This window comes from Pseudomonas sp. NY15364, assembly GCF_048068235.1.
Classification (GTDB): Bacteria; Pseudomonadota; Gammaproteobacteria; order Pseudomonadales; family Pseudomonadaceae; genus Aquipseudomonas; species Aquipseudomonas mendocina_D.
The window spans coordinates 106,234-129,063 of the sequence record NZ_JBLUPX010000001.1 but is presented as its reverse complement, the minus strand read 5'-3'; the positions used below and the strand labels follow the sequence as shown (position 1 = coordinate 129,063).

17 protein-coding genes, 1 tRNA gene and 5 pseudogenes are annotated in these 22,830 nt (G+C 61.9%); 13 read left to right on the top strand and 10 right to left on the bottom strand.

From position 1 onward, the window contains the following. Nucleotides 1-22 precede the first annotated feature (22 nt). Nucleotides 23-328 (bottom strand): hypothetical protein, encoded by a 306-nt coding sequence (locus ACNFCJ_RS00615; protein WP_317527421.1) that lies wholly within the window; start codon nucleotides 326-328, stop codon nucleotides 23-25. Between ACNFCJ_RS00615 and ACNFCJ_RS00610 the strand changes: the two are divergent. Next, nucleotides 262-645, top strand: a pseudogene (locus ACNFCJ_RS00610) (alpha/beta hydrolase); the annotation flags it as partial. The gene ACNFCJ_RS00615 and the pseudogene ACNFCJ_RS00610 overlap by 67 nt on opposite strands. Nucleotides 646-692: 47 nt before the next feature. Here the strand turns inward: ACNFCJ_RS00610 and ACNFCJ_RS00605 are convergent. The 3 genes from ACNFCJ_RS00605 to araD1 form a co-directional block, all read right to left on the bottom strand. Then, nucleotides 693-1,979, bottom strand: coding sequence for an OprD family porin (locus ACNFCJ_RS00605; protein ID WP_397498016.1), 1,287 nt, complete (start codon nucleotides 1,977-1,979; stop codon nucleotides 693-695). Nucleotides 1,980-2,084: 105 nt separating this feature from the next. Then, nucleotides 2,085-3,668, bottom strand: coding sequence for an aldehyde dehydrogenase (NADP(+)) (locus tag ACNFCJ_RS00600; protein ID WP_397498017.1), 1,584 nt, complete (start codon nucleotides 3,666-3,668; stop codon nucleotides 2,085-2,087). Between the two features lie 217 nt (nucleotides 3,669-3,885). Beyond that, nucleotides 3,886-4,887, bottom strand: a complete 1,002-nt coding sequence (araD1, locus tag ACNFCJ_RS00595) for an AraD1 family protein (protein ID WP_317527424.1) — start codon at nucleotides 4,885-4,887, stop codon at nucleotides 3,886-3,888. Between the two features lie 136 nt (nucleotides 4,888-5,023). On the opposite strand from araD1, the gene ACNFCJ_RS00590 reads away from it, so the two are divergent. Then, on the top strand, nucleotides 5,024-5,968 hold the full coding sequence (locus tag ACNFCJ_RS00590) for a LysR family transcriptional regulator (protein ID WP_416769198.1): 945 nt from the start codon (nucleotides 5,024-5,026) through the stop codon (nucleotides 5,966-5,968). 8 nt (nucleotides 5,969-5,976) lie between these two features. On the opposite strand, the gene ACNFCJ_RS00585 is transcribed toward ACNFCJ_RS00590, so the two are convergent. After that, nucleotides 5,977-7,116, bottom strand: coding sequence for an iron-containing alcohol dehydrogenase (locus tag ACNFCJ_RS00585; protein ID WP_397498018.1), 1,140 nt, complete (start codon nucleotides 7,114-7,116; stop codon nucleotides 5,977-5,979). A 162-nt stretch (nucleotides 7,117-7,278) separates the two neighbouring features. Here ACNFCJ_RS00585 and ACNFCJ_RS00580 point away from each other — a divergent pair, with 162 nt between their 5' ends. Next, a complete protein-coding gene (locus tag ACNFCJ_RS00580; protein WP_416769197.1) occupies nucleotides 7,279-8,211 on the top strand; it encodes a LysR family transcriptional regulator in 933 nt (310 codons plus the stop codon). A 3-nt stretch (nucleotides 8,212-8,214) separates the two neighbouring features. Here ACNFCJ_RS00580 and ACNFCJ_RS00575 read toward each other — a convergent pair whose 3' ends face one another. Further along, the gene (locus ACNFCJ_RS00575) at nucleotides 8,215-9,396 is read right to left on the bottom strand and encodes a fumarylacetoacetate hydrolase family protein (protein ID WP_397498190.1); all 1,182 of its coding nucleotides are present in this window, start codon (nucleotides 9,394-9,396) and stop codon (nucleotides 8,215-8,217) included. A 159-nt stretch (nucleotides 9,397-9,555) separates the two neighbouring features. Here ACNFCJ_RS00575 and ACNFCJ_RS00570 point away from each other — a divergent pair, with 159 nt between their 5' ends. From ACNFCJ_RS00570 to ACNFCJ_RS00550, 5 genes are all read left to right on the top strand, one after another. After that, nucleotides 9,556-10,512: a LysR family transcriptional regulator gene (locus ACNFCJ_RS00570; protein ID WP_013713423.1), complete on the top strand. Its 957-nt coding sequence runs from the start codon at nucleotides 9,556-9,558 to the stop codon at nucleotides 10,510-10,512. A 155-nt stretch (nucleotides 10,513-10,667) separates the two neighbouring features. Then, on the top strand, nucleotides 10,668-11,651 hold the full coding sequence (locus tag ACNFCJ_RS00565) for a tripartite tricarboxylate transporter substrate binding protein (RefSeq protein WP_013713422.1): 984 nt from the start codon (nucleotides 10,668-10,670) through the stop codon (nucleotides 11,649-11,651). A 66-nt stretch (nucleotides 11,652-11,717) separates the two neighbouring features. Beyond that, entirely contained in the window at nucleotides 11,718-12,170 is a 453-nt protein-coding gene (locus ACNFCJ_RS00560; protein WP_013713421.1) for a tripartite tricarboxylate transporter TctB family protein, read from the top strand. A 10-nt stretch (nucleotides 12,171-12,180) separates the two neighbouring features. Next, nucleotides 12,181-13,716, top strand: a complete 1,536-nt coding sequence (locus ACNFCJ_RS00555; RefSeq protein ID WP_416769193.1) for a tripartite tricarboxylate transporter permease — start codon at nucleotides 12,181-12,183, stop codon at nucleotides 13,714-13,716. Beyond that, nucleotides 13,713-14,759: an Ldh family oxidoreductase gene (locus tag ACNFCJ_RS00550; RefSeq protein ID WP_416769191.1), complete on the top strand. Its 1,047-nt coding sequence runs from the start codon at nucleotides 13,713-13,715 to the stop codon at nucleotides 14,757-14,759. Before ACNFCJ_RS00555 ends, ACNFCJ_RS00550 begins: the two co-directional genes overlap by 4 nt. Nucleotides 14,760-14,921: 162 nt before the next feature. On the opposite strand, the pseudogene tnpA (ACNFCJ_RS00545) reads toward ACNFCJ_RS00550, so the two are convergent. Next, a pseudogene (tnpA, locus tag ACNFCJ_RS00545) lies at nucleotides 14,922-15,353 on the bottom strand (IS200/IS605 family transposase). A gap of 127 nt (nucleotides 15,354-15,480) precedes the next feature. Between tnpA (ACNFCJ_RS00545) and ACNFCJ_RS00540 the strand changes: the two are divergent. After that, nucleotides 15,481-15,993 (top strand): annotated as a pseudogene (locus ACNFCJ_RS00540) (IS1595-like element ISAchd1 family transposase); the annotation flags it as partial. 315 nt (nucleotides 15,994-16,308) lie between these two features. Here ACNFCJ_RS00540 and tnpB read toward each other — a convergent pair. Together tnpB and tnpA (ACNFCJ_RS00530) are read right to left on the bottom strand one after the other, a co-directional pair. Continuing rightward, nucleotides 16,309-16,632, bottom strand: a complete 324-nt coding sequence (tnpB, locus tag ACNFCJ_RS00535; RefSeq protein ID WP_397498023.1) for an IS66 family insertion sequence element accessory protein TnpB — start codon at nucleotides 16,630-16,632, stop codon at nucleotides 16,309-16,311. A gap of 5 nt (nucleotides 16,633-16,637) precedes the next feature. Beyond that, nucleotides 16,638-16,919 (bottom strand): annotated as a pseudogene (tnpA, locus tag ACNFCJ_RS00530) (IS66-like element accessory protein TnpA); the annotation flags it as partial. Between the two features lie 570 nt (nucleotides 16,920-17,489). Here tnpA (ACNFCJ_RS00530) and ACNFCJ_RS00525 point away from each other — a divergent pair. The 4 genes and pseudogenes from ACNFCJ_RS00525 to ACNFCJ_RS00510 all read left to right on the top strand — a co-directional run bounded on the left by ACNFCJ_RS00525 (nucleotide 17,490) and on the right by ACNFCJ_RS00510 (nucleotide 20,818). Next, nucleotides 17,490-17,735 (top strand): AbrB/MazE/SpoVT family DNA-binding domain-containing protein, encoded by a 246-nt coding sequence (locus tag ACNFCJ_RS00525; RefSeq protein WP_416769189.1) that lies wholly within the window; start codon nucleotides 17,490-17,492, stop codon nucleotides 17,733-17,735. A gap of 432 nt (nucleotides 17,736-18,167) precedes the next feature. Beyond that, nucleotides 18,168-19,369 (top strand): annotated as a pseudogene (locus tag ACNFCJ_RS00520) (ISL3 family transposase). Between the two features lie 186 nt (nucleotides 19,370-19,555). Continuing rightward, nucleotides 19,556-20,709, top strand: a protein-coding gene (locus ACNFCJ_RS00515) for an IS3 family transposase (protein WP_416769187.1) whose coding sequence is annotated in 2 segments (ribosomal slippage) — nucleotides 19,556-19,802 and nucleotides 19,802-20,709 — 1,155 coding nt in all. Because the reading frame shifts where the segments join, the coding sequence is not laid out codon by codon here. A 33-nt stretch (nucleotides 20,710-20,742) separates the two neighbouring features. Beyond that, nucleotides 20,743-20,818: transfer RNA gene (locus tag ACNFCJ_RS00510), tRNA-Arg, on the top strand. A gap of 117 nt (nucleotides 20,819-20,935) precedes the next feature. On the opposite strand, the gene ACNFCJ_RS00505 is transcribed toward ACNFCJ_RS00510, so the two are convergent. Then, nucleotides 20,936-22,519 (bottom strand): aldehyde dehydrogenase (NADP(+)), encoded by a 1,584-nt coding sequence (locus ACNFCJ_RS00505; RefSeq protein ID WP_416769185.1) that lies wholly within the window; start codon nucleotides 22,517-22,519, stop codon nucleotides 20,936-20,938. Nucleotides 22,520-22,830: the final 311 nt, after the last annotated feature.

The following is a 22,830-nucleotide window of genomic DNA, read 5'->3' as shown; positions in this document are numbered from 1 at the left end:
TTGCAGCTGGCTACATGCTGGGTCAGTAATGACCTTCAATATAGGCATAAGCCTTTTCAAACAGACTTTTGTCCTTGCTCAAACCAAACTGCGCCAGGGTCAGCATCAGAGCCTTCTGGATTTCACGCGGGCCGCTGTTGGAGTTCTGCCAGCCTTCAAAACGAGTGACTTTCACGATTTTGTCGATCTGCTCGACCACATCGCCAATCAGTTTCGGCGTGGTTTCCGGACGGGTCTCCAGGAAGAGCTTGGTCAGCGCCTGGTTACCCCACCGCGCCGGGTTCGAGCCAGATCGCTGCGGACAAGAATGGCTTCCTCTACCTGACACCGCAGGGCATGGCCGCCGACTTCGCCCAGGACCTGCCAGCCGCGCAGACGGCGGTGATGACCACCACGCAAGGCCCGATACGCGCGGCAGCGTTCGATGAGCGCACCAGCGTCGCGGCCTGGAAGCAGAAGCCGTCCTGGTACCTCGTCGCCAGCGATGACCGCATGATCGTGCCGCAGATGCAACGCGACTTCACCAAGAAGATCGGCGCGCAGACCACCGAGATCGCAGCCAGCCACGTACCGCAGCAGTCGCGCCCAAGCGATGTAGCCAAGGTGATCATTCAGGCGGTGGAGAAGACGCAGGCAGCGCGTTGAACGAGGGAGTGAGCGCAGGGCGAGCGGTTGCTCGCCCTGCGCTCGTCTTACAGGATCGACAGCGGGTAGTTGATGATCAGACGGTTCTCGTGCAGATCCTGGCCCACGTCGCGGCGCACGTCGGAGTTGCGCCAGCGGATGCTCAGGTTCTTCAGCGTGCCTTCCTGGATGGTGTAGGCCAGCTCGGATTCGCGGCCCCACTCTTCGGCGTTGTCACGGTTGGCGGTCTTGATGTTATCGCCGCTGACGTAACGGTTCATCAGGGTCAGACCGGGGATGCCGAGGCCGGCGAAGTTGTAGTCATGGCGAACCTGCCAGGAGCGCTCTTCCGGGTTGTCATAGCTGTTGGTGAAACCGTCGTTGACCAGAGTGCCGCCGCTGGTGCCGTCGACACGCATGAACTTGGTATCACCGCTGAGCTTCTGGTAAGCAACCATGAAGGTGTTGTTGCCGGTCTTGGCAGTGAACGCCCCCTGATAGACCTTGTTGTCCAGGTTGCCGGCCTTGGCCGAGCCTTCTTCCTTGCCGGTGACGTAACCCAGGTTGGCACCGAGTACCCAGTCACCAACCTGCTGGCTGTGGGTCAGTTGCACGTAGCTCTGCTGATAGACGTTTTCCAGGCGGGCATGCCAGGCGCCGACCATGGTGTTGTTGCCGTTGAAACGGTACTCACCACCGGCGAAGTTGAAGTCATCGCCCTCGACGAGACCAAAGGGAGTGCCCGAGTTGAACGCCATCTCTTCGCGGCTGGCATCGTTACGCTGGCTGTTCTTCCAGAACTGGCCGCCGTACAGGGTCAGGCCATCGATCTCGTTGGACGTCAGCTGTGCGCCCTGGAAGGTTTGCGGCAGCGAGCGGCCGTCGTCGGCACGCAGCATCGGCAGCACGGCGAACCACTCGCCGACCTTCAGTTCGGTCTTGGAGAGCTTGGCTTTGGCGGCCACAGCAGTACGGCCGAACTGATCAGCCGCCTGGCCGTCATCGTGGATCGGCATCAGCTGGGTATTGGCGGCGCCACGGTTGCCGTCCAGCTTGATGCTGTACAGGCCCAGCACGTCGAGGCCGAAGCCGACGGTGCCTTGGGTGTAGCCGGAGCGGGCATCGAGGATGAAGCTCTGCGTCCAGCCTTCGGCCTGGCCCTGGAGTTCGCCCTGAATTCGCGGGTCGGTGCCGTTGAGGTAATTGCGGTTGAAGTAGTAGTTGCGCAGGCCGAGGGTGACCTTGGCATCTTCGACGAAGCCGGCGGCGTGGACATTGCCAAAAGGTAGAGCAGCGATGGCGCTGACCAGGCTACAGGCGGCAAACAGTGGGGTACGGCAGAAAGTAGGTGTCATATCTTGTTGTTCTCTTCGACAGGTTAAAAAAAGCGGTGCCAAAGCACCGCGAGGGATAACGCTGCGCCGGGACGGGCGCAGCATCATGGGGTCGAGCTGAAAGACTCAGCTCAGGGCATCACGGGTGTGCACACCGTCAACCAGACGCTGGATACCCAGCGGGTTGGCGTTCTGCAGCGCCTCCGGCAGTACCTCGTCCGGGTAGTTCTGGTAGCAGACCGGACGCAGGAAGCGGTGGATCGCCAGGGTACCGACCGAAGTGCCGCGAGCGTCGGAAGTCGCCGGGTACGGGCCGCCATGCACCATGGCGTCGCAGACTTCAACGCCAGTCGGGTAGCCATTGAGCAGCACACGACCGGCTTTGACTTCCAGCAGCGGCAGCAAGTCGCGGAAGGCGCTCAGGTCTGCACGCTCGGCGATCAGGGTCGCGGTCAGCTGGCCGTGCATGCTCTGCAGGGCACGGGTCAGCTCGGCGCTGTCGGCCACTTCGACGACGATGCTGGTCGGACCGAAGACTTCTTCCTGCAGCAGATGGTCGCCTTCGAGCAGCATGCTCACGTCAGCCTTGAACAGTTGCGGTTGCGCCTGGTTGCCGGCCTGCTCGTTGCCCGCCAGGTGGCTGACTTTTGCATGGCCTTTGAGCTGCGCCACACCGTTGGCGTAGCTGCGCAGGGTGCCGGCGTTGAGCATGGTCTGTGCCGGTTGTGCGCCGATGGCATCGGCCAGGCCGGCGACGAACTCGCTGAACTCGGCGCTGCGAATGCCGATGATCAGGCCAGGATTGGTGCAGAACTGACCGCAGCCCAGTACCACGGAGCCCGCCAGCTCCTTGGCGACAGTGGCACCACGCGCTTTCAGGGCGCCCGGCAGGACGATCACCGGGTTGACGCTGGACATCTCGGCGAATACCGGAATCGGCTGTGGACGGGCAGCGGCCATATCACACAGGGCGCGGCCGCCTTTCAGCGAACCGGTGAAGCCGACAGCCTGGATGGCCGGGTGCTTGACCAGGATCTCGCCGACGCCGCCACCGAAGATCATGTTGAACACGCCCTTGGGCATGCCGGTTTTCTCGGCGGCGCGAATCACTGCGTCGGCCACGCACTCAGCGGTGGCCATGTGGCCGCTGTGCGCCTTGAACACCACCGGGCAACCGGCAGCCAGCGCAGAGGCGGTATCGCCACCCGCGGTGGAGAAGGCCAGCGGGAAGTTGCTGGCACCGAACACGGCAACCGGGCCAACACCGATCTGGTACTGACGCAGATCCGGACGCGGTAGCGGCTGGCGATCCGGCAGGGCGCGGTCGATGCGCGCACCGTAGAAGTCACCACGACGCAGCACCTTGGCGAACAGACGCATCTGGCCACTTGTACGACCACGTTCGCCCTGGATACGGGCCGCCGGCAGTGCGGTTTCGCGGGTGACCAGAGCGACGAATTCATCACCGAGGGCATCGAGTTCGTCAGCGATGGCGTCGAGGAACTCGGCGCGGCGCTCGGCCGAGAGGTTGCGGTAAATCGGGTAAGCGGCGGCGGCAGCCTGGGCAGCAGCGTCGACTTCTTCGGCTGTGGCCTGGATGAAGGTGTAGGGCAGCGCTTCACCGCTGCTGGCGTCGAGGCTCTTGTGCACGACGGTGCCGGCAGCGCGGCGCTCACCGCCAATGTAATTGTGGCCAGTCAGACTCAGCATGGCGTTCTCCTGTCAGGTGGGGCGACGGGGTCGCCGCCAGGGACAATGAAAATGAATGAGGCCCCGGCTTTTTGGGCCAGGGATTGGCAACTGGCTATACAGTTGTCAGACGTATGATAAGTGATAACTTCGGCATTCGTCCCCTTGTGAGGGCGCAATCCGAATCCGCCGAGCGGAATTTCGACCCGACAGCAGTGCTGCCGGGCCTGGCAGATCCTTACAGCTGACGTACACCGCCGACCTTCACCGCTGGCGCATGCACGCTGATCCCGTTGCGCAGCGGCTCGCCCAGCGCATCCAGGCTGACTTCGAAGGTATCCCCAGGTTGCGCCTTGATGCCGTCGGCGAACGACAGGGTCGCAGTGCCGAAGAAGTGCACGTGCACGTCACCCGGACGCAGGAACTGGCGATACTTGAAGTGGTGGTACTCGAGGTTCTCCAGGCTGTGGCACATGTTGTCCTCGCCGGAGAGGAACTCCTTCTCCCACAGCACCTGGTCGCCACGACGGATGCGGCTGATACCGGACAGGTGACGCGGCAGCTCGCCGATCAGCATTTCCGGGCCGAAGGAGCAGAAGCGCAGCTTCGAGTGAGCCAGGTACAGGTAGTTCTTGCGCTCGACCACGTGATCGGAGAACTCGTTGCCCAGCGCGAAGCCGATGCGATAGGGCTGGCCATCGTCGCCAATCACGTAGAGGCCTGTCAGCTCGGGCTCCTCACCGAAGTCTTCGGCGAAGTCCGGCACCGGGAAGTCCTCACCGGGGCGAACCACGATGCTGCCGTCCCCCTTGTAGAACCACTCCGGCTGTGCGCCTTCGCTGCCTGCAGCCGGGCGACCGCCGGCCATGCCCCACTGGAACATCTGCATGGTGTCGGTGAGCTTGCCTTCGGCCTGCTGCGCTTCCACCTGCTGGTGCATCTTGTCGCGCGTGGAGGCGCTACCCAGATGGGTCAGACCGGTACCGGAGATCAGGCAGTGAGCCGGATCGCTGTGATCCAGCGGAGCCAGCAGACGCTTCTGCTCGATCAACTCGGCGTAGACCGGGCCCTGTTCGACGCCCAAACGCTCGATCTCGGCGATCAGGCCGTGACCGTTACGGATCGCCTGCAGCGCCAGCTCACGAGTGCTGCTGACGCCCTTGACCACGCTGATGCGTGAGTCACCGACGACGCCGACCTGGCGCTGGCCCTGTTCGTTCTCAAACTGAATCAACCGCATCGCTGTGCTCCTGTTGTTCTTGTCCGGTTGTTCTTGCGCCGACCCTGCGGCGTTGCTTGGCCAGCACTTTAAAAATTGCCCGCAGTGCTGCCTAATGAAAGCTTCTGATTAGGTGATAACTTTTCGTCATCCCCCTATGTTGCAGCCACTGAACTACATCGTTTCACGCCTGCGTATTCGCCAGTTGCGTCTGCTGATCGCCCTCGACGAGCTGGGCACCCTGCACCGTGCCGCCGAGCGCATCGCCATCAGCCAGCCGGGTGCGACCAAGGCGCTGCACGAGATCGAAACCACCTTCGGCACGCCCCTGTTCATACGCACGGCCCAGGGCCTGCAGGCCAATGACATGGGCCGCTGCGTGATCCGCTACGCGCGCCTTATCCACAACGACCTGGCACACCTGCACGACGAGATGCAGGGCATCCTCCAGGGCCATGGTGGTCACCTGGCAGTGGGCACCATCGCCGGCTCGGTGCCGCTGGTCCTGCGCGCCCTCACCCGGCTGCGCCAGGCGCAGCCGGATATTTCCGTGCAGATCGTCGAGGAGATCAGCCCGCGACTGCTCAAGCTGCTCGATGAAGGCCGCCTGGATCTGGCCATCGCCCGCACCAGTGGCAGCCAGCATCCGGACGCCTACGAGTGTCTGAGCCTGCACGCCGAGCGCCTGACGCTGGTGGCCGCCCCGCAGCATCGGCAACAGGGCAACCCCGCGCTGAGCCTGGCCGATCTGCGCGACTGCAGCTGGGTGGTCTACCCCACCGGCACGCCGATGCGCACGGTGCTGGAGCGCGAATTCGGCGAGGCCGGCCTGGAGTTTCCCCGCTACCCGCTGGAAACCTCGTCGACCTTCACCATGCTCAGCCTGCTGCAGGAGGACCCACAGCTGGTGGCGGTGATGCCCTACTCCATCGCCTGCTCCAGCGAAGGCTTCGGCCTGCTGCGTCGACTGCCGCTGGAACTGCAGTCGCGCAACGAGCCATGCTCGATCATCCATCGCCGCGGCAGCAGCCTGTCACCACTGGCGAGTCTGCTGCTGGAACACCTGCGCAGCGAGCAGGACGCCCTCTACGAAGGCGCATAGACCGCCCCTCACATGGACTGGCGCAGCAACTCGGCGTAGTCCTCAGCACTCGCCAGACGCGGGTTGGTCTTGTGGCTATGGTCGGCCAGCGCCCCTTCGATGATCGCCGGGAACATCGACTCATCCACGCCCATCTCTGCCAGACCCGCCGGCATGCCGAGGCGACGATTCATCTCGCGGATTGCCGGAATGATTTCCTCGGTGCTACCCAAGCCCATGGCCTGCGCGATGCGCTGCAGCTTCTGCTCGTCGCGTACCGAATCGGACTGCGCGTTGAAGGCGATCACCGCCGGCAGGAATACCGCGTTGAGGGTGCCATGGTGCAGCCTCGGGTTGATGCCACCGAGGGAGTGGCTGAGGCTGTGCACGCAACCCAGGCCCTTCTGGAAGGCCAGGGCGCCCTGCATCGAGGCGCTCATCATGTTCAGCCGCGCCTCGCGATCTCCGGGGGTACGGGTTGCACGCTCGATGTGCCGCCAGGCGCGCCACAAACCATCCAGGGCGATGCCGTCGGCGGGTGGGTTGAACGCCGGCGCCATGAAGGTTTCCAGGCAGTGGGCGATGGCATCCATGCCCGTGGCAGCGGTCAGTTGCGCCGGCAAGCCGAGGGTCAGTTCGGGATCGCAGATCGCCGAACGCGGGATCAGGTAGGGCGAGATGACACCGACCTTGCGCCCATCATCGAGAATCAGGATGGCGCCACGACCGACTTCGCTGCCGGTGCCGGCGGTGGTGGGGATGGCGATTACCGGCGCGGTGGCGGCGGTGATGCGGGTCAGCCCACCTTCGATGACGGCGAACTGCTTCAGCGGGCCTTCATGGGTGCCGCATACGGCAACACCCTTGGCCAGGTCGATGGAAGAACCGCCACCGACCGCGATGATGCCGTCGAAGCCGCCATCGCGATAACGCGCAGCCGCAGCACGCACCACACCTTCATTCGGGTTCGGCGGCGTCTGGTCGAATACCTCGGCAACGGCAGGCTCGGCCAGTTGCGCCAGCACCTTGTCGACGATACCTGCAGCACGCACCCCGGTATCGGTGACGATAAAGGGCCGAGTGATACCAATGCGCTGACACTCGGCAGCCAACTGGCCGAGGGCGTCGTAGCCGAACTGGACTTGGGTGAGGTAGTTAATAAGTGCCATGGGAAGCCTCTGCTTTGTTTTTTGTATTAGCAGGCAGCGGAAAACGTCGAGTAAGATCACTCGGACACTCTCACGGATAGCCTTGCCACCCTGACAAACTATGAGATAGAGGCGCCCCTGACTAATGAGAGGCGCTGATACTGCTATAAGGGAAAGCTATATATGCTGCCATCGGTGTCCTCCATTTTTTCCCGCCTGCGCTTCCGCCAACTGCGTCTACTGATCGCCCTTGGCGAGCAGGGCTCGTTGATCAAAGCCGCGGAACTGGTCTCGATCAGCCAACCCGGGGCAACCAAGGCGCTGCAGGAAATAGAGACCACGCTGGGCGCGCCGCTTTTCGTACGCACCAACCGCGGCCTGGAGGCCAACGAGCTGGGGCATTGCGCAATTCGCTATGCCAAGCTGATCCAGACCGACCTGACCCATCTGCGCGAGGAAATGCTGGGTATTCTCCAGGGCCACGGCGGACGGCTGTCGGTCGGCGTGATCATGGGCGCAGTGCCGTTCATGACGGATGCGCTGACCCGGCTGCTGGAGGAGCACCCGGATCTTTCAGTGGAAATCGTCGAAGACACCAGTGCGCGCCTGCTCAGCCTGCTCGACCAGGGTCGTCTGGATTTGGCGATCTGTCGTACCAGCATCAGCCGCCAGCCGGAGCAATACGACTGCGTCGACGTGCGTGACGAAACCCTGGCCGTGGTCGCCAACCGTGATCATCCGCTGGCCGGCCGCGCGCAACTGGAACTGGCCGAGCTGGCTGACAGCCGCTGGGTGGTCTACTCGGCCAACATGCCGATGCGCCTTTCACTGGAGCGGGAATTCCAGCAGGCGGGGCTACGCTTCCCGTTGCACCTGCTGGAAACCACCTCGGCCTTCACCACCCTGTCGCTGCTGCAGAAGAACCCGGAACTGGTCGCCCTGCTGTCGACAGACGTGGCGCGCTTCTGCACCGGTTTCGGCATGACCTGCATCCTGCCGCTGCAACTGAAGAGCCGCAGCGAGCCGTATCAGCTGATCACCCGGCGCGGTGTCAGCCTGTCTTCGATCAGCCGCCTGTTCATCGAGCAGCTCACACCGGCGCAGGGCAACACCTGAGCATCAGACCAGGCCGCGTGCCGCCAGGTTGTTGATCAGCGCGTTGAGACCGAATTGCCAGACCGGCGCCTTGTCGCTGTGGTTGACGCTGTTGTGCAGGGCGCCCAGTTGCTCACTGCTGATGATCACCCGATCGGCGAGCTTGTGGGTGAAGCCGCCACCCGGCGCATCACGATCCTCGGTCGGCGCGAACAGGGTGCCGAGAAACAACAGGAAGCCATCCGGATACTGGTGATTGCGGTTGAGCGCCTGGCCGACCAGATCCAGCGGATCGCGGCTGATCTTGTCCATGGAGCTGGTGCCTTCTAGCACATAGCCGTCAGTGCCCTCGACGCGCAGGCGAACCACCGTGTTGCGCACATCATCGAGGCTGAAGGTATCGTCGAACAGGCGGATGAACGGGCCGATGGCGCATGAGGCATTGTTGTCCTTGGCCTTGCTCAGCAACAGGGCACTGCGGCCTTCGAAATCCCGCAGGTTGACGTCGTTGCCCAGGGTTGCACCCAGCACCTCGCCCCGGCTGTTGACGGCCAGCACGACCTCCGGCTCCGGATTGTTCCACACCGAGCCGGGATGAATGCCGATCTCCGCCCCGCTGCCAACGGCAGCCAGTACCGGTGCCTTGGTGAAAATCTCGGCATCCGGGCCGATGCCGACTTCCAGGTACTGCGACCACAGGCCCTGTTCCTGCAATAGCGCCTTGACCTGCTGGGCCTTCTCCGAGCCCGGCTTGATGCTGGCGAAATCGTCGCCCAGTACCTGCCTGACCTTGGCTCGCACACCTTCGGCCAGGCTGGCGTCACCACCGGCGCGCTCCTCAATCACACGCTCGACCATGCTGGACGCGAAGGTGACGCCGGCAGCCTTGAGCACTTGCAGATCGGCCGGCGCCAGCAGGCTGGGCAGCTGTGGATTGAAATCAGCACCGCTGTTGCACAGCAATGCCTCGACGCTGCACAACGGGCTGCCGCCAACGCTCGCCAGACTGGCCAACAACTGCTCGCGCTCGAACAGCCCGCTGAGGGTCGGCGCGAGAGTGGAAAGATCGTAGACGCCATCTTCACGCAGCAGGATAGGCGCAGGCCCCGCGTGCTCTCCGGGCAGCCAGGCCCGGCCGACGAGGGTTCCGCGCAGGCCGTCGGATGGCAAAGTGTTACTGGTCGAAAGGCTGAGAGCATGTGACATGGCAGTGTCCGTCTTGTTATGCGAAGGGGATGCCTGCAGGGGCACCCAGTGGTGCAGTCAGGCCGGCCGACCTTATCCCCCCAATCGCGATAACCACCAATGACTATTAGTCAGTACGCGATATGATCCGGTTATCGAGTCTTTCTGAGCACATCCGTCATGAGCCAAACCGGCAATCTCCCGACGCTTCACAACTGGCTGCGCTATCGCCACCTGGCCTTGATCGACAGCCTGGCCCGCACCGGCAACATGCACAGCAGCGCCCAGCAGCTGGGGCTGAGCCAGCCTGCGGTGAGCAAGATGCTGCGCGACATCGAGAACCAGTTCGGCTTCACCCTGTTCGAACGTCTCAACCGCGAACTGCCGGCAACCGAGCTGGGCGCGGAAGTGATCGCCTATGCACAGCGCGCCCTGAATGATTGCCAGACCTTCAGCTATCGCCTGGAAAGCCTGCGCCAGGGCGGCCATGGCTACCTCAAGGTGGGCGCCATCTTCGCCGCCACTGCCCACGCCCTGCCTGAAACCCTGTTGCGCCTGAAAGGCAGGCGCCCGCTGCTGACCATCGAACTGCTGGAGGACACCAGTGACCATCTGCTCAAGTTGCTGGAGCACAAGCAGCTGGACCTGGTGGTCGGGCGCTTCACCGATCATCCGCAGCGCCAGCGCTTCGATTTCACCGCGCTGGCCGAAGAACCCTTCCTGCTCATCGCCCGCCCCGAACACCCGCTCTGCGCGCGGCAACGCGTCAGCCCGGCGCAACTGACCGAATGGCCCTGGGTGCTCTACCCACTCAACACCCCGCTGCGTCAATCGCTGGAGCAGTCGTTCAGCGACGCCGGGGTCAACCCGCCAGCGAACAGCATCGAAACCACCTCCGTGCAAACCACGCTGAAACTGCTGTGCAACAGCGACACCCTGGCCCTGCTGCCAGAAGCCGTGGTGCGACAGAACCTGCTCGACGGCAGCCTGAAACAGGTACAGACAAACCTGGCGCCGCCGCCACTGGCCTACGGTGTGCTGCTGCGCAAGGACGAGCCCATATCCTCCGCAGTCCGCGACTTCATAGAGGCATTGCGGGCAGCCATTCGCGACGAATCATCAGCGAATAACCCCTAGTTATGATTCGATGAGAAAGCCTCATTAGACACCTCCACCAGAGTTGCCTAGTTTCGGCCTGGCTTTGATTCCACGCCGTGCCATCTGCCTGGCCGACTCGTTCAAGCGGAACCTAGCTGCACCTCACTCAAAATAACTTCAATAGGTGACCTTTCATGATCAAGCTAAGCACTCTGCTTCGCCCGCTCAGCCTCGCCCTCGGCTTTTCCCTTCTAGGCGCCCCAGTGGCAGCCATGGCCGAATACCCGAACAAACCCATCCAGCTGATCGTGCCGTGGGCCGCCGGTGGCGGCAGCGACTCTGCCGCACGCGGTATCGCCACGGCGCTGGAGAAGGAGTTGGGCGTCACCATCAACGTGGTCAACCGTCCCGGCGGTGGCAGCGTGGTGGGCCACACGGTAATGGCCAGCGCCAAACCCGACGGCTACACCCTGGGATTCGTGACCGGTGAGCTGAACATGATGCACTGGCAGGGGCTGACCAAGATCACCCACGAGGACTTCACGCCCCTGGCCATGACCAACTACGACTACCCGGGCGTACAGGTCAGCGCCGATGCGCCGTACAGCAACGTCGAAGAGCTCCTGAAGGACATCGCCGACAAGCCGAAGGGTACCTTCAAGGCTTCCGGTACCGGCCTGGGCGGCATCTGGCATGTGGCCTTCGCCGGCCTGCTGATGGATCGCGGCATCGAGCCCAACAAGGTCACCTGGATTCCCAGCCAGGGCGCGGCTCCGGCCATGGTCGAACTGGCCGCTGGCAGCATCGAACTCGTCCCGTCCTCAGTACCCGAAGCCCGCTCGATGATCGAAGCCGGCAAGGCCAAGGGCCTGGCGATTCTCTCCCCCGAGCGCAACCCGGCCTTCCCAGATATCCCGACGATCAAGGAGAGCATCGGCAGCGACTACTCGCTGGGTGAGTGGCGCGGTGTCGCCGGCCCCAAAGGCATGGACCCGGCCGTGGTGGCCAAGCTCGAGGACGCCCTGGAGAAGGCCTACAACAGCGAGTTCTACCAGGACTTCATGAAGCGCCAGGGTTTCGGCGTCGAATGGCACAAGGGCGAGGACTTCAAGAAATTCCTGGTCGACAACAACGCGTACATGGGCGGCATCATCGAAAAGATCGGCATGAAGAAGTGACTTCATCCGATGCGACGCCCCGTCGGGGCGTCGCATGCTTTTGTTCCAGCAGTTCGAGAACGCACCATGAAAGACCTTCTGTTCGGCATCATTTTCATCGCCCTTGGCATCACCGTATGGCTGCTCGCGCGTGAGTTCCCCGCCGTACCGGGCATGCAGTACGGGGCCGACCTGTTTCCTTCCCTGATTGCCATCGGCATGACCGTAGGCGGTCTGCTGCTAAGCATCAGCGCCCTGCGCCAGCTGCGCGCCAGTGGGCCGGACCAAAGCACACCCCGCCTGCCCCTGCCCAGCTTCGCGGTGATTCTGCCGGGCATCCTGGTGGTGGCCTACATCTACCTCAGCGACGTGCTGGGCGCGGCCACGATGATGCTGCTGATCATGCTGGTGCTGCTTGTGCAACGCGGTGTTCGCGTACTGCCCGCCATCGTCATCGCTGCGCTGGCCACGGCGGTGATCAGCCTGTCCTTCGGCCACCTGCTCAAGGTCCCTTTGCCCGTCGGCCCTCTGGGTTTCTGAGGAAACACGCATGAACGAACTACTCGACGGCATCTTGCTCGTTTTCAATTTCCAGACGCTGTTTGTGATCATCATTGCAGCGCTGTTCGGCGTTTTCGTCGGCGCCATTCCAGGCCTTTCGGCCACCATGGCCGTTGCGTTGCTGGTGCCCATCACCTTCGCCATGGAGCCCACTGCCGCCATCGCCGCGATCATCACCACTGCGGCCATGGCGATCTTCGCCGGCGACATCCCCGGCACCTACCTGAACATCCCCGGCACACCGGCATCAGCGGCCTACGTCGCCGACTCGGCCGCGCTCGGGCGTATGGGTCGTGCCCGCGAAGCATTGGGGGTAAACGTCACCTGCTCGGTGATCGGCGGTCTGACCGGCACCCTGGTGCTGGTGATGATTGCGCCTTCGCTGGCCGAGTTCGCGCTGAATTTCAGCTCCTTCGAATACTTCTGGCTGGCCGTGCTTGGCCTCGGCAGCGCGGTGTTCATCTCCACCGGTTCGGCGATCAAGGGATTCCTGTCACTGCTGGTCGGATTGCTGCTGGCCACCGTCGGCCTGGACCTGGTCACCGGTGCGCCGCGCTTCACCTTCGACGTGCCGGACCTGATGGCCGGGATCAACTTCATTCCGGTGATGATCGGCTTCTTCGCCATGTACGAGGTCATGAAGCTCTACGCTCAACCGAGGGACAAGGCCAATGACAACGGCTCGGCCCAGGACATCGCCCCCCAGAGCGGCAGCGTCTTCGGCCTGGTGCCGATGCACCTCAAGCGCTACTGGAAGAACGTGATCCGCGGCAGCAGCCTGGGCGCCTTCATCGGCGCACTGCCGGGTGCCGGCGCGGACATCGCCGCCTGGATCTGCTACGCCGTCAGCAAGAAACGCTCGAAGACACCCGAAGCCTATGGCAAAGGTCATATCGAGGGTCTGGTCGACGCCGGCTCGGCGAACAACGCTGCGGTAGCGGGTGCCTGGGTGCCTGCTCTGGTGTTCGGCATTCCAGGCGACTCGATCACCGCCATCGTGATCGGCGTGCTGTACATGAAGGGCATGAACCCCGGCCCGACCATCTTCATGGACAACAGCGCCATGGCCTACGGTCTGTTCACCGCATTCTTCGTCGCCAACCTGATCCTGATCCCCATCGGCTACCTGGCGATTCGCAGCGCCCACGTCTTTGCCATCACGCCAACCCGTGTGCTGATGCCGATCATCCTGTGCTTCTGCATCGTCGGCGCCTTTGCCATCAACAACAGCATCACCGACGTGTGGATCATGTTGATCTGCGGCGTGGTCGCCTACCTGATCGCCAGCGCCGACTTCCCCATCGCCCCGGCGATCCTGGGTCTGGTGCTGGGCAATATTCTGGAAAGCAATTTCATGACCTCGATGATCAAGGCCAACGGCAATCTGCTGGCCTTCGTCGAGCGCCCGATCAGCATCGGCCTGGCCTCGCTCGTACTGCTGGTGGCCCTGTTCCCGTTGCTCGCCAAGTACTGGCGCATGCGCTACCCACGCGCCCTGCCCTCGTCCAAGGAAGCTATCGAATGAGCCGCATCGCCCCTGAACAACTGGAACATTTCATCCAGCAACTCTTTCTCGGCGCTGACGTAAGCCCCGAGGTCGCCAGCGTGGTCAGCCGTGTACTGGTCGAAGGTGACCTGCTCGGTCATCACACCCACGGTGTGAAACTGGCCCAGGGCTACCTCAAGGATTTGCGCAGCGGCCAGGCCAAAGGTAACGCCGACAGCCTGCAGATCATGCGCCAGACGCCGGCAGCGCGGCTCTACGACGCTGACTACCTGCTCGGCCCCTACTGCGTCGAGCAAGCACTGGACTTCACCGCCCAAGCCGCCCGCACCTTCGGTATCGGTGTGGCGACCATCCGTCGCTCGCACCATATCGCCTGCCTGGCGGCCTACCTGCAGCGCTACACCGAGCAGAACCTGATTCCGCTGGTACTCACTTCCGACCCGGCCGTGGCCTCGGTGGCACCGCATGGCGGCCTCGACCCGGTGTACACGCCCAACCCCTTGGGCATCGGCATTCCCACCGGCGAGAAGCCGATCCTCATCGACGTCAGCATGTCGACCATCACCAATGGCCTGTTGAACAAGACCCACCAGGCCGGCGGCAAGCTGGAACATGCCGCGCTGATCGGCCAGGATGGCCAGCCGACCCGCGACACAGCGGCCTACTTCAGCACGCCGCCGGGCGCGATCTTGCCACTGGGCAGCCTGGAGTTCGGCCACAAGGGCTTCGCCCTTGGCACCATGGTCGAGGCGCTGACTGCCGGTTTGGGCGGTTTCGGGCGCAAGGACGGGGTCAAGCAATGGGGCGCTGCGGTGACCGTGCTGACCTTCGACCCAGCGTTCTTCGGTGGCGTCGATGAGCTGAAAGCAGAGATGGATCACTTCGTCGCGGCCTGTCTGGAAAGCCGCCCGCGCGTGGCGCAGAGCCCGGTGCGTATGCCGGGTCATGCCGGTATCGCGCGCCGGGCCAAGGCCTTCGAGCAGGGGCTGGAGCTGCCGGAGGATGTGCTGGCGGCGTTGCGCACCGCGGCCAACGAGGCCGGCAGCGATTGGCCGTTCTGATTGCTCCGATCGGTTAAACAAGGCTATGTCTGAGTTAACTGTTGCATATCCCTATACCCCAACGCCTCTTTCAAGCAACTCAACAACCACCGACTGAAGTCGGTGGGTTAGTGACTTACGGACTGAAAGTCCGGATACGCGTCGACTGAACGACGCGTCGGATCAGTCAGGCTCCATCCTGAAATTATCGTTCGGGCTCGGCTCAAAATGATGCTCCAGATACTGCTTGATCATCTCTTCCGTCATCTACCCAACCGTCGCGCAAAAGTACCCGCGAGCCCAAAAATGCTGCCCCCAATAGCGCTTTTTCAGATGGGGAAACTCCTCGAAAAGCTTGCTCGCCGTACGCCCCTTGATCCGCCTCATGATCTCACTCGGCGCCAAATTCGGCGGACTGCTCACCAGAATATGCACGTGATCCTTGCTCACCACACCTTTCACAATCAGAATTTCAAATGCTTCGCACGTCTGTCTCACCAGCTCTCGCACTCGCTCAGCAACCTCACCGCTGAGCACCTTGTATCGGTACTTAGTCACCCAAACAAAGTGATACTCGATCTGGTAGACCGTATGACTGCCGTATCTGTAATCCATGCGCTTGCCCTCCAGCCCCGCATGGTGGCGCTAAAGCTCACCGGCTGAAAGCCGGTGGTTTTAACCTTTCGATGGAAAATCAATGGGTTGAGCTGTGTTTTGTAGCGCTCAAGCAGGCGACGCCAGCCCACTGGAGTCCTTCAAGGGGCAACGCGAACTGCCTCGACCGCCTCGTCGGCGCGATGGCAGCGCCAAACGACGCGGACTGTCTGCCGAGCAAATTCCTGTGCTGGTGGTAAGAGATCGCAGTGGTCAGCAGGCAGACTTCAAGTTGGAAAAGCTGGATGCACAGCACATAGGGGAGCGGCTACGCCCGCTGATAGACGCGGATGCGATTCTCTGTACTGACAGCGCAGGTGTCTACGCCCATTTCGCCAAGGTTGAAGGCATCACTCACCGACCGATTAACCCGAGCCAGAATCGACGGGTTGATGGTGCTTTCCACATCCAGAACGTGAATGCCTACGACAGCCGACTCAAGAGCTGGATGATTCCTTTTCATGGTGTGGCCACCAAGTACCTAACGAACTATCTGGGCTGGCGCCGCCTGCTTGAGCGCTACAAAACACAGCTCAACCCATTGATTTGCTTGAAAGAGGCGTTGGGGTATAGGGATATGCAACAGTTAACTCAGACATAGCCTTTTTGTTTATACCCCGGGGTTACACCGGGGTTACATTTCCGGCAATTTGACCAGCTCCCCGAGCCCCCTCGATTCTCCGGTCAAAACTCAATCTGCCTCAACCGTACTCGACGTAAATTGCCACTCTGCCGCGAAACGGATCCCATGCCTCGGCACCTGCTCGGTACAGGCTGGCCGGGGCTGGTCTATAGCGCAGGCACGATCAGGGATCTGTCGAGTTCAGCTCCAGCGCTAGCCACCCAGTCATATTCCTGCGTCAGTGCGTCAGTGCGTCAGTGCTGCGTCGGTACTTATTGACGCACAAGCCAGCGCCTAGGCGCGCTGCGTTGCTGCGCAGGGGGGGGTATGGGGGGGTAGACCCAGCACCAAAGCCTGAAGTTGCTCGGTGTCGAGTTCGACTTCCGAGCCGTGCCGGATGCCTGGCCAATGAAACTTGCCCTGGTGCAAGCGCCGTGCGGCGAGCCAGATACCCACGCCGTCATGCACCAGCACTTTCATGCGGTTGGCGCGGCGATTGGCGAAGAGATAGGCGCAGTGCGGCTTCGCCGCACCGAATACAGCCACCACGCGGGCCAACGCGGTTTCAGTACCCGCACGCATATCCATGGGTTCGGTGGCGAGCCAGATACTATCCACGCGGATCACTGGGCGAGCCCACGGACAAAGCGGGCGCAACCTTCAGGATCGGAGGCTGGCCATTTCACCGTGACCGATTGCGCGCCCAGCGGTAGCTCGATAATCACCGCTGCTTCAGCTGGTCGTTTGGGCGTAACCCTCGCAGGAACGAACGCCGGCAACGCCGCTGGCAGTTGATCCCGATAAAGCGGTAGCCACTTGCGAATGACGTTGGCGTTGATGCCATGGCGTATGGCCACGCTGGAGACGGTCGCACCAGGTTGCAGGCACTCCTGAACAACCTGGGCCTTGAACGGTTTGGGCTCCGTTTAATGGTCCGCAGGGGCGGTGTCATTTGAATAGAGTGAGTGAAAGGCCAGGCCAGTCGAGGTTTAACGATTTATTCCGGGGGCGCATGCTAGATATTGGCGATTCGGTGGAGGGTTCTGTCGTCACGAGGGTGTATTTGGCTAGTTCGGCGAAGAGATCCCTGTGAGCGTATGTGGCAGCTCAGTGGTTTTTGCGGGACTGACATTGGCATGCAGCGGCAATCCAGTGCAACCACGGTGGCTATAGAGCGAAGTCTCGATGACCTATCAGTGAGCTGCTGGTGGATTAGCTGGGTGCGGCATGGGGATAGTGAATTTCCCCGGTGGTATTGCGGGATTTCCTGCCCATTAAGGGCGATGGTGCCTGGCAGGCTCGGAGCGAGTTCAAATGTCAGAAGCTGCGGCTGAGGTGAGGGGGGCGTCGTTACAACGCTCTGAGCCCGAGAGCTTTTTGCTATTCTGTCGACCTGCGCCACGGGACTTCGTTGGCATCGGCTCGCCGTTGCCTCCCCCTGCGGACGCTTCATTCAGCCGCTGCCTGAGGTCGAGATGCGGAATCATGTAGTGATTGAGGACTGGGACGGCGACGGTGCTATTCGCCTACCCGACGACGTTCTGCAAGAGATGGGCGTCGACGTCGGAGATACGCTCTACCTCCTTGAGGAGTATGTGGGCACGACCCGCTGCCTAGTGCTCAGTAAGTCACCGCGCATTCCTGATCGCGTGGATGAGCTGGTTGGCCATTGGGAGTCGTTTGGAAAAGTCTCCGCCGAGATAAAAGCCAAGGACAAGTGAGCTAGCTGCGGTATTAATCTCGACTCATGTTGCACGGCATTGGCCCCCGCGAGGGCAGAGTCTTCCACCAGAAAAGCATCGCTAAATTTGGTAGCCTGCGCACTCTTGGGTTGCGGGGGAACAATAATGACCAACCAAGAAAGAGCCAACAGAATCAATAACGCGCTGCCTGCACTGCATGCATATCTCTTGTACGCGCTTTACTTCGCTCTCGAAGGGACAGGACAGGCGTAGATTCAGCGAGAGTGTTCTCGTTGGTCAGCGATAAAGAGTGGCGGCGAGGAAAAGCTCCTCGCTTGTGAGCTTGCCTTCGAGCGCGAGACCGAAATATTTGGTTCTTCGCGGGATCGTGGGGAAGAGCGGATTGACAGACAGGGAAGCAGGTAAATTGGCAGTCGCCAAACACACCCTTCACCTGTCCCTGCTGTCGCCGTGCATCCTATTGATCTTGCTGCCTTCTGGCCAGGCTACGACGTCGTAGCCTGCAGCCATTCCGCCGAAAAAACCCTCACGCTGACTCTTGAGCCCCGAGCAGCCGAGCTTCCATGCTGTGGACGCTGTCAGCAGCCCTGCCCTCTGATCCATGACCGACGCATTCGCCTCGTTCGTGACCGGGATCTGTTCGATCAGCGCGTCCAGTTGCGACTCCCTGTACGCCGAGTGGATTGCCTGACGTGTGGGCGAGTGACCGAGCACATTTCCTGGCTGGCCCCGGCCTCACGGATGACCCGCCGGCTGTGCACCTGGATCGAAAGCCTGCTGCAGCTGCTAACCATCAGCCATGTCAGCCAGCTCACCGGGCTGCACTGGCACACCATCAAGACGCTGGACAAGCGGCGTCTCCAGGCCGCATTTGGCACCTTCGAGCCAGGCGATGTGCGCCGCCTGGTGATGGACGAGTTTGCCCTGCACAAAGGCCATCGTTACGCGACGGTGATCATGGATGCCGAGCGTACCCGTGTTCTGTGGGTTGGCCTGGGCAACAGCCGAAAGCCATACGCCCCTTCTTCGAGCAGCTCGGCAAACACTGCCAACAGATCGAGGCTGTAGCGATGGACATGAACACGGTCTTCGACTTGGAAGTAAAGCAGCACTGTCCACAGGCGGAAGTCGTGTACGACCTGTTCCACGTGGTCGCCCGCTACGGGCGCGATGTAATCGACCGTATCCGGGTAGACCAGGCCAATGCCTTGCGTCATGACAAGCCCGCTCGCCAAGTAGTCAAGCAAAGCCGTTGGCTGCTGCTGCGCAATCGAGACAACCTGAAGGAGGATCATGCTGTTCGGCTGCAGGAATTGCTGGCGGCCAACCAGCCACTGGCTACGGTCTATGTACTCAAGGATGCACTGAAGGAGGTCTGGTACGCGCCCAGCGTACGGGAGGGCTGGAGGCGCTGGCGAACTTGGCTTAGGCATGCTCAGGAAAGCGACCTGGCGCCGCTACAACGCTTTGCCCGCAACCTCCAGCGTTATGCTCGGGGCATCCTCGCCAGTGCGCGATTCCACATGCACACCAGCCTGCTGGAGGGGGTAAACAACCGGATCAAGGTGATCAAGCGCATGGCCTATGGCTTCAGGGACGTCGATTACTTCTTCCTGAAAATCAAGGCCGCCTTCCCCGGGAAAATGCGATGAACCAAATATTTGGCATGATCAGATCTCAGCTGAGCCGCGCTCTGCTTCAGAAAGATCTCGGTGTTTGAAGCCTGAGCCAGGGCGATCTTAGATCGTCTTTATTTCCAGATTATCGTATTCCACGGGGTTCTACCCCGTTAACACGGACACTTTCGAGTAAGCTCATATTGAGCAGAAGGAGTGTTCATGAAACGCAAGAAATACAGTCCCGAATTCAAGCGGGAAGCCGTTGAACTGGCTCGTCGTTCAGAGACCAGTTGCCGCCAAATTGCCCAAGAGATTGGAGTGGCCCCGAGCTTGCTAAACCGCTGGGTTCGGGAAGCACAACCGGGTATGGAGAAAGCCTTCCCAGGAACGGGAAGTCCGCGGGATGAGGAGCTTGCCCGCCTCAAGCGCGAGCTGGCCCGAGTGACCAAGGAACGTGATTTTTTAAGAGACGCGGCAGCGTACTTTGCCAGGGAGTCATCGAGCGGTACACGGTGATCCAGCGCTGCCGCAACGAGTACCCGGTACGCCTGATGTGCCGTTGCCTTAAGGTTTCTGCCAGTGGCTATTACGCCTGGCAGGATCGTGATCCAAGCCCCCGCGCTCGAGAGAATGCGCGCTTGGTGAAGCGCATTCGAGAGATTCACGAGGACAGTCGTGGTGTGATCGGAGCGCCACGTATGCACGAGGATCTGCTCGACGAGGGCGAAACTGTGAGCCTGAACCGCGTTGCTCGCCTGATAGCGGCTGAGCGAATTCAAGGCTGGCCACGCCGGAAGAGGCGTGGGTTTGGAAGAGCCGCCAGCGGCCGTCCAGCAGGTGTGAAAAATCTGCTGGAGCGCGATTTCACTGCGCAGGAGCCGGAGCGCAAGTGGGTCACGGACATCACGGAAATAGCCACACTGGAAGGCAAACTCTTCCTATGCGTGGTGCTCGACTTGTACAGCAAGCTGGTGATCGGTTGGTCGATGCACCACCGCCAAGATCGGCTGATGGTGATTCGAGCGGTGGAGATGGCGATCTGGCAGCGCCAAGGTGACTGGTCAGTGATCCTGCATTCGGATCGCGGTAGCCAATTCACCAGTGCGGACTATCAGCGCTTTTTGAATCGCAACACGCTGATCTGCAGCATGAGTGCCGTCGGTCATTGCGGCGACAACGCCGCCTGTGAGGGCTTCTTCGGTCAGCTCAAACGGGAGCGTGTTGCTCACCAGTCGTATCGGACTCGCGATGAGGCCCGGGCGGATTTATTCGATTACATCGAGCGGTTTCATAACCCACGTATGCGTCGTAGAGTCGCCCGGCAAGATCTGAAGTTTTCAGCCCTTTTCAAGCCGTCCGTGGAAATGGGGTAGAACCCTGGTCAAATAGACCGCCGCAACACATACGCACCAGTAGCTCAGCTGGATAGAGTACCGCCCTCCGAAGGAGGGGTCGTGGGTTCGAATCCCGCCGAGTGCGCCAGATCATGAAAGGCCCCAGGTGAAAACCTGGGGCCTTTTTCGTTGTGCGCCCATGCTGGGCGCACAACAACAATGCCGCACCCTCAAGGGTGCGGCATTGTTCGTTGCAGCGTTCGGATCAGCTCAGGGCATCACGGGTGTGCACGCCGTCAACCAGACGCTGGATACCCAGCGGGTTGGCGTTCTGCAGCGCCTCCGGCAGTACCTCGTCCGGGTAGTTCTGGTAGCAGACCGGGCGCAGGAAGCGGTTGATCGCCAGGGTGCCGACCGAGGTGCCACGGGCATCGGAGGTCGCCGGGTACGGGCCGCCGTGAACCATGGTGTCGGACACTTCGACGCCGGTCGGGTAGCCGTTGAGCAGCACGCGGCCAGCTTTGACTTCCAACAGCGGCAGCAGGTCGCGGAAGGCCAGCAGGTCGTCACGCTCGGCAATCAGGGTCGCGGTCAGCTGGCCGTGCATGCTTTGCAGCGCGCGGGTCAGCTCGTCACGATCGGCCACTTCGACAACGATGGTGGTCGGGCCGAAGACTTCTTCCTGCAGCAGGTGATCGCCTTCGAGCAGCATGCTCACGTCAGCCTTGAACAGCTGCGGCTGCGCCTGGTTGCCGGACTGCTCGTTACCGGCCAGGTGAGTGACCTTGGCATGGGCGTTGAGCTGGGCCAAGCCACCCACGTAGCTGCGCAGGGTGCCGGCGTTGAGCATGGTCTGCGCCGGTTGAGCGGCAATGGCATCGGCCAGGCCAGCGACGAAGTCATTGAACTCGGCATCACGGATACCGATGACCAGGCCCGGGTTGGTGCAGAACTGACCGCAACCCAGCACCACGGAGGCAGCCAGATCCTTGGCGATGGTGGCGCCACGGGCCTGCAGGGCGCCCGGCAGGATGACCACCGGGTTGACGCTGGACATCTCGGCGAACACCGGGATCGGCTGCGGACGGGCAGCGGCCAGGTCGCACAGGGCACGGCCGCCTTTCAGCGAACCGGTGAAGCCGACGGCCTGGATGGCCGGGTGCTTGACCAGCGCTTCGCCGACACCGGAACCGAAGATCATGTTGAACACGCCTTTCGGCATGCCGGTTTTCTCGGCGGCGCGGATGATCGCATCAGCCACGCACTCAGCGGTGGCCATGTGCCCGCTGTGCGCCTTGAACACCACCGGGCAACCGGCAGCCAGAGCAGAGGCGGTATCGCCACCAGCGGTGGAGAAGGCCAGCGGGAAGTTGCTGGCGCCGAACACGGCAACCGGGCCAACACCGATCTGGTACTGACGCAGATCCGGGCGCGGCAGCGGCTGGCGATCTGGCAGGGCGCGGTCGATACGCGCGCCGTAGAAGTCACCGCGGCGCAGCACCTTGGCGAACAGGCGCATCTGGCCACTTGTACGACCACGTTCGCCCTGGATGCGGCCGGCAGGCAGCGCGGTTTCGCGAGTGACCAGGGCGACAAACTCATCACCGAGGGCATCGAGTTCGTCAGCGATGGCGTCGAGGAACTCGGCGCGGCGCTCGGCCGACAGGTTGCGGTAAATCGGGTAAGCGGCGGCGGCAGCCTGGGCAGCAGCGTCGACTTCTTCCGGCGTGGCCTGGATGAAAGTGTACGGCAGCGCTTCACCGCTGCTGGCGTCGAGGCTCTTGTGCACGACGGTGCCGGCGGCGCGGCGCTCACCGCCGATGTAATTGTGGCCAGTCAGACTCAGCATGGCGTTCTCCTGTCAGTGAATGGCGGGCAAGGCGCCATCGGGACAATGAATGAGGCCCGGCTGCGGTGCCGGGATCCACAACCGCCTGCGCAGTTGTAGGACGTATGATAAGTGACAACTTATCCATTTGTCCTCCCATACGAACGCATAAGCCGGGCTTAAGTTGAAAATCTTTCTCGGAATTTGCGACGGGCCGTTAGAACAGGTGATCGCGTTCATCACGTAGAAGAGCGGCAGGCGCAGCAGACGACGGAGCTGGCCAGCAAGGCGCTGGCTCTGTGCTTGAATCTGCTCAGTCTGCAGATCAGGTA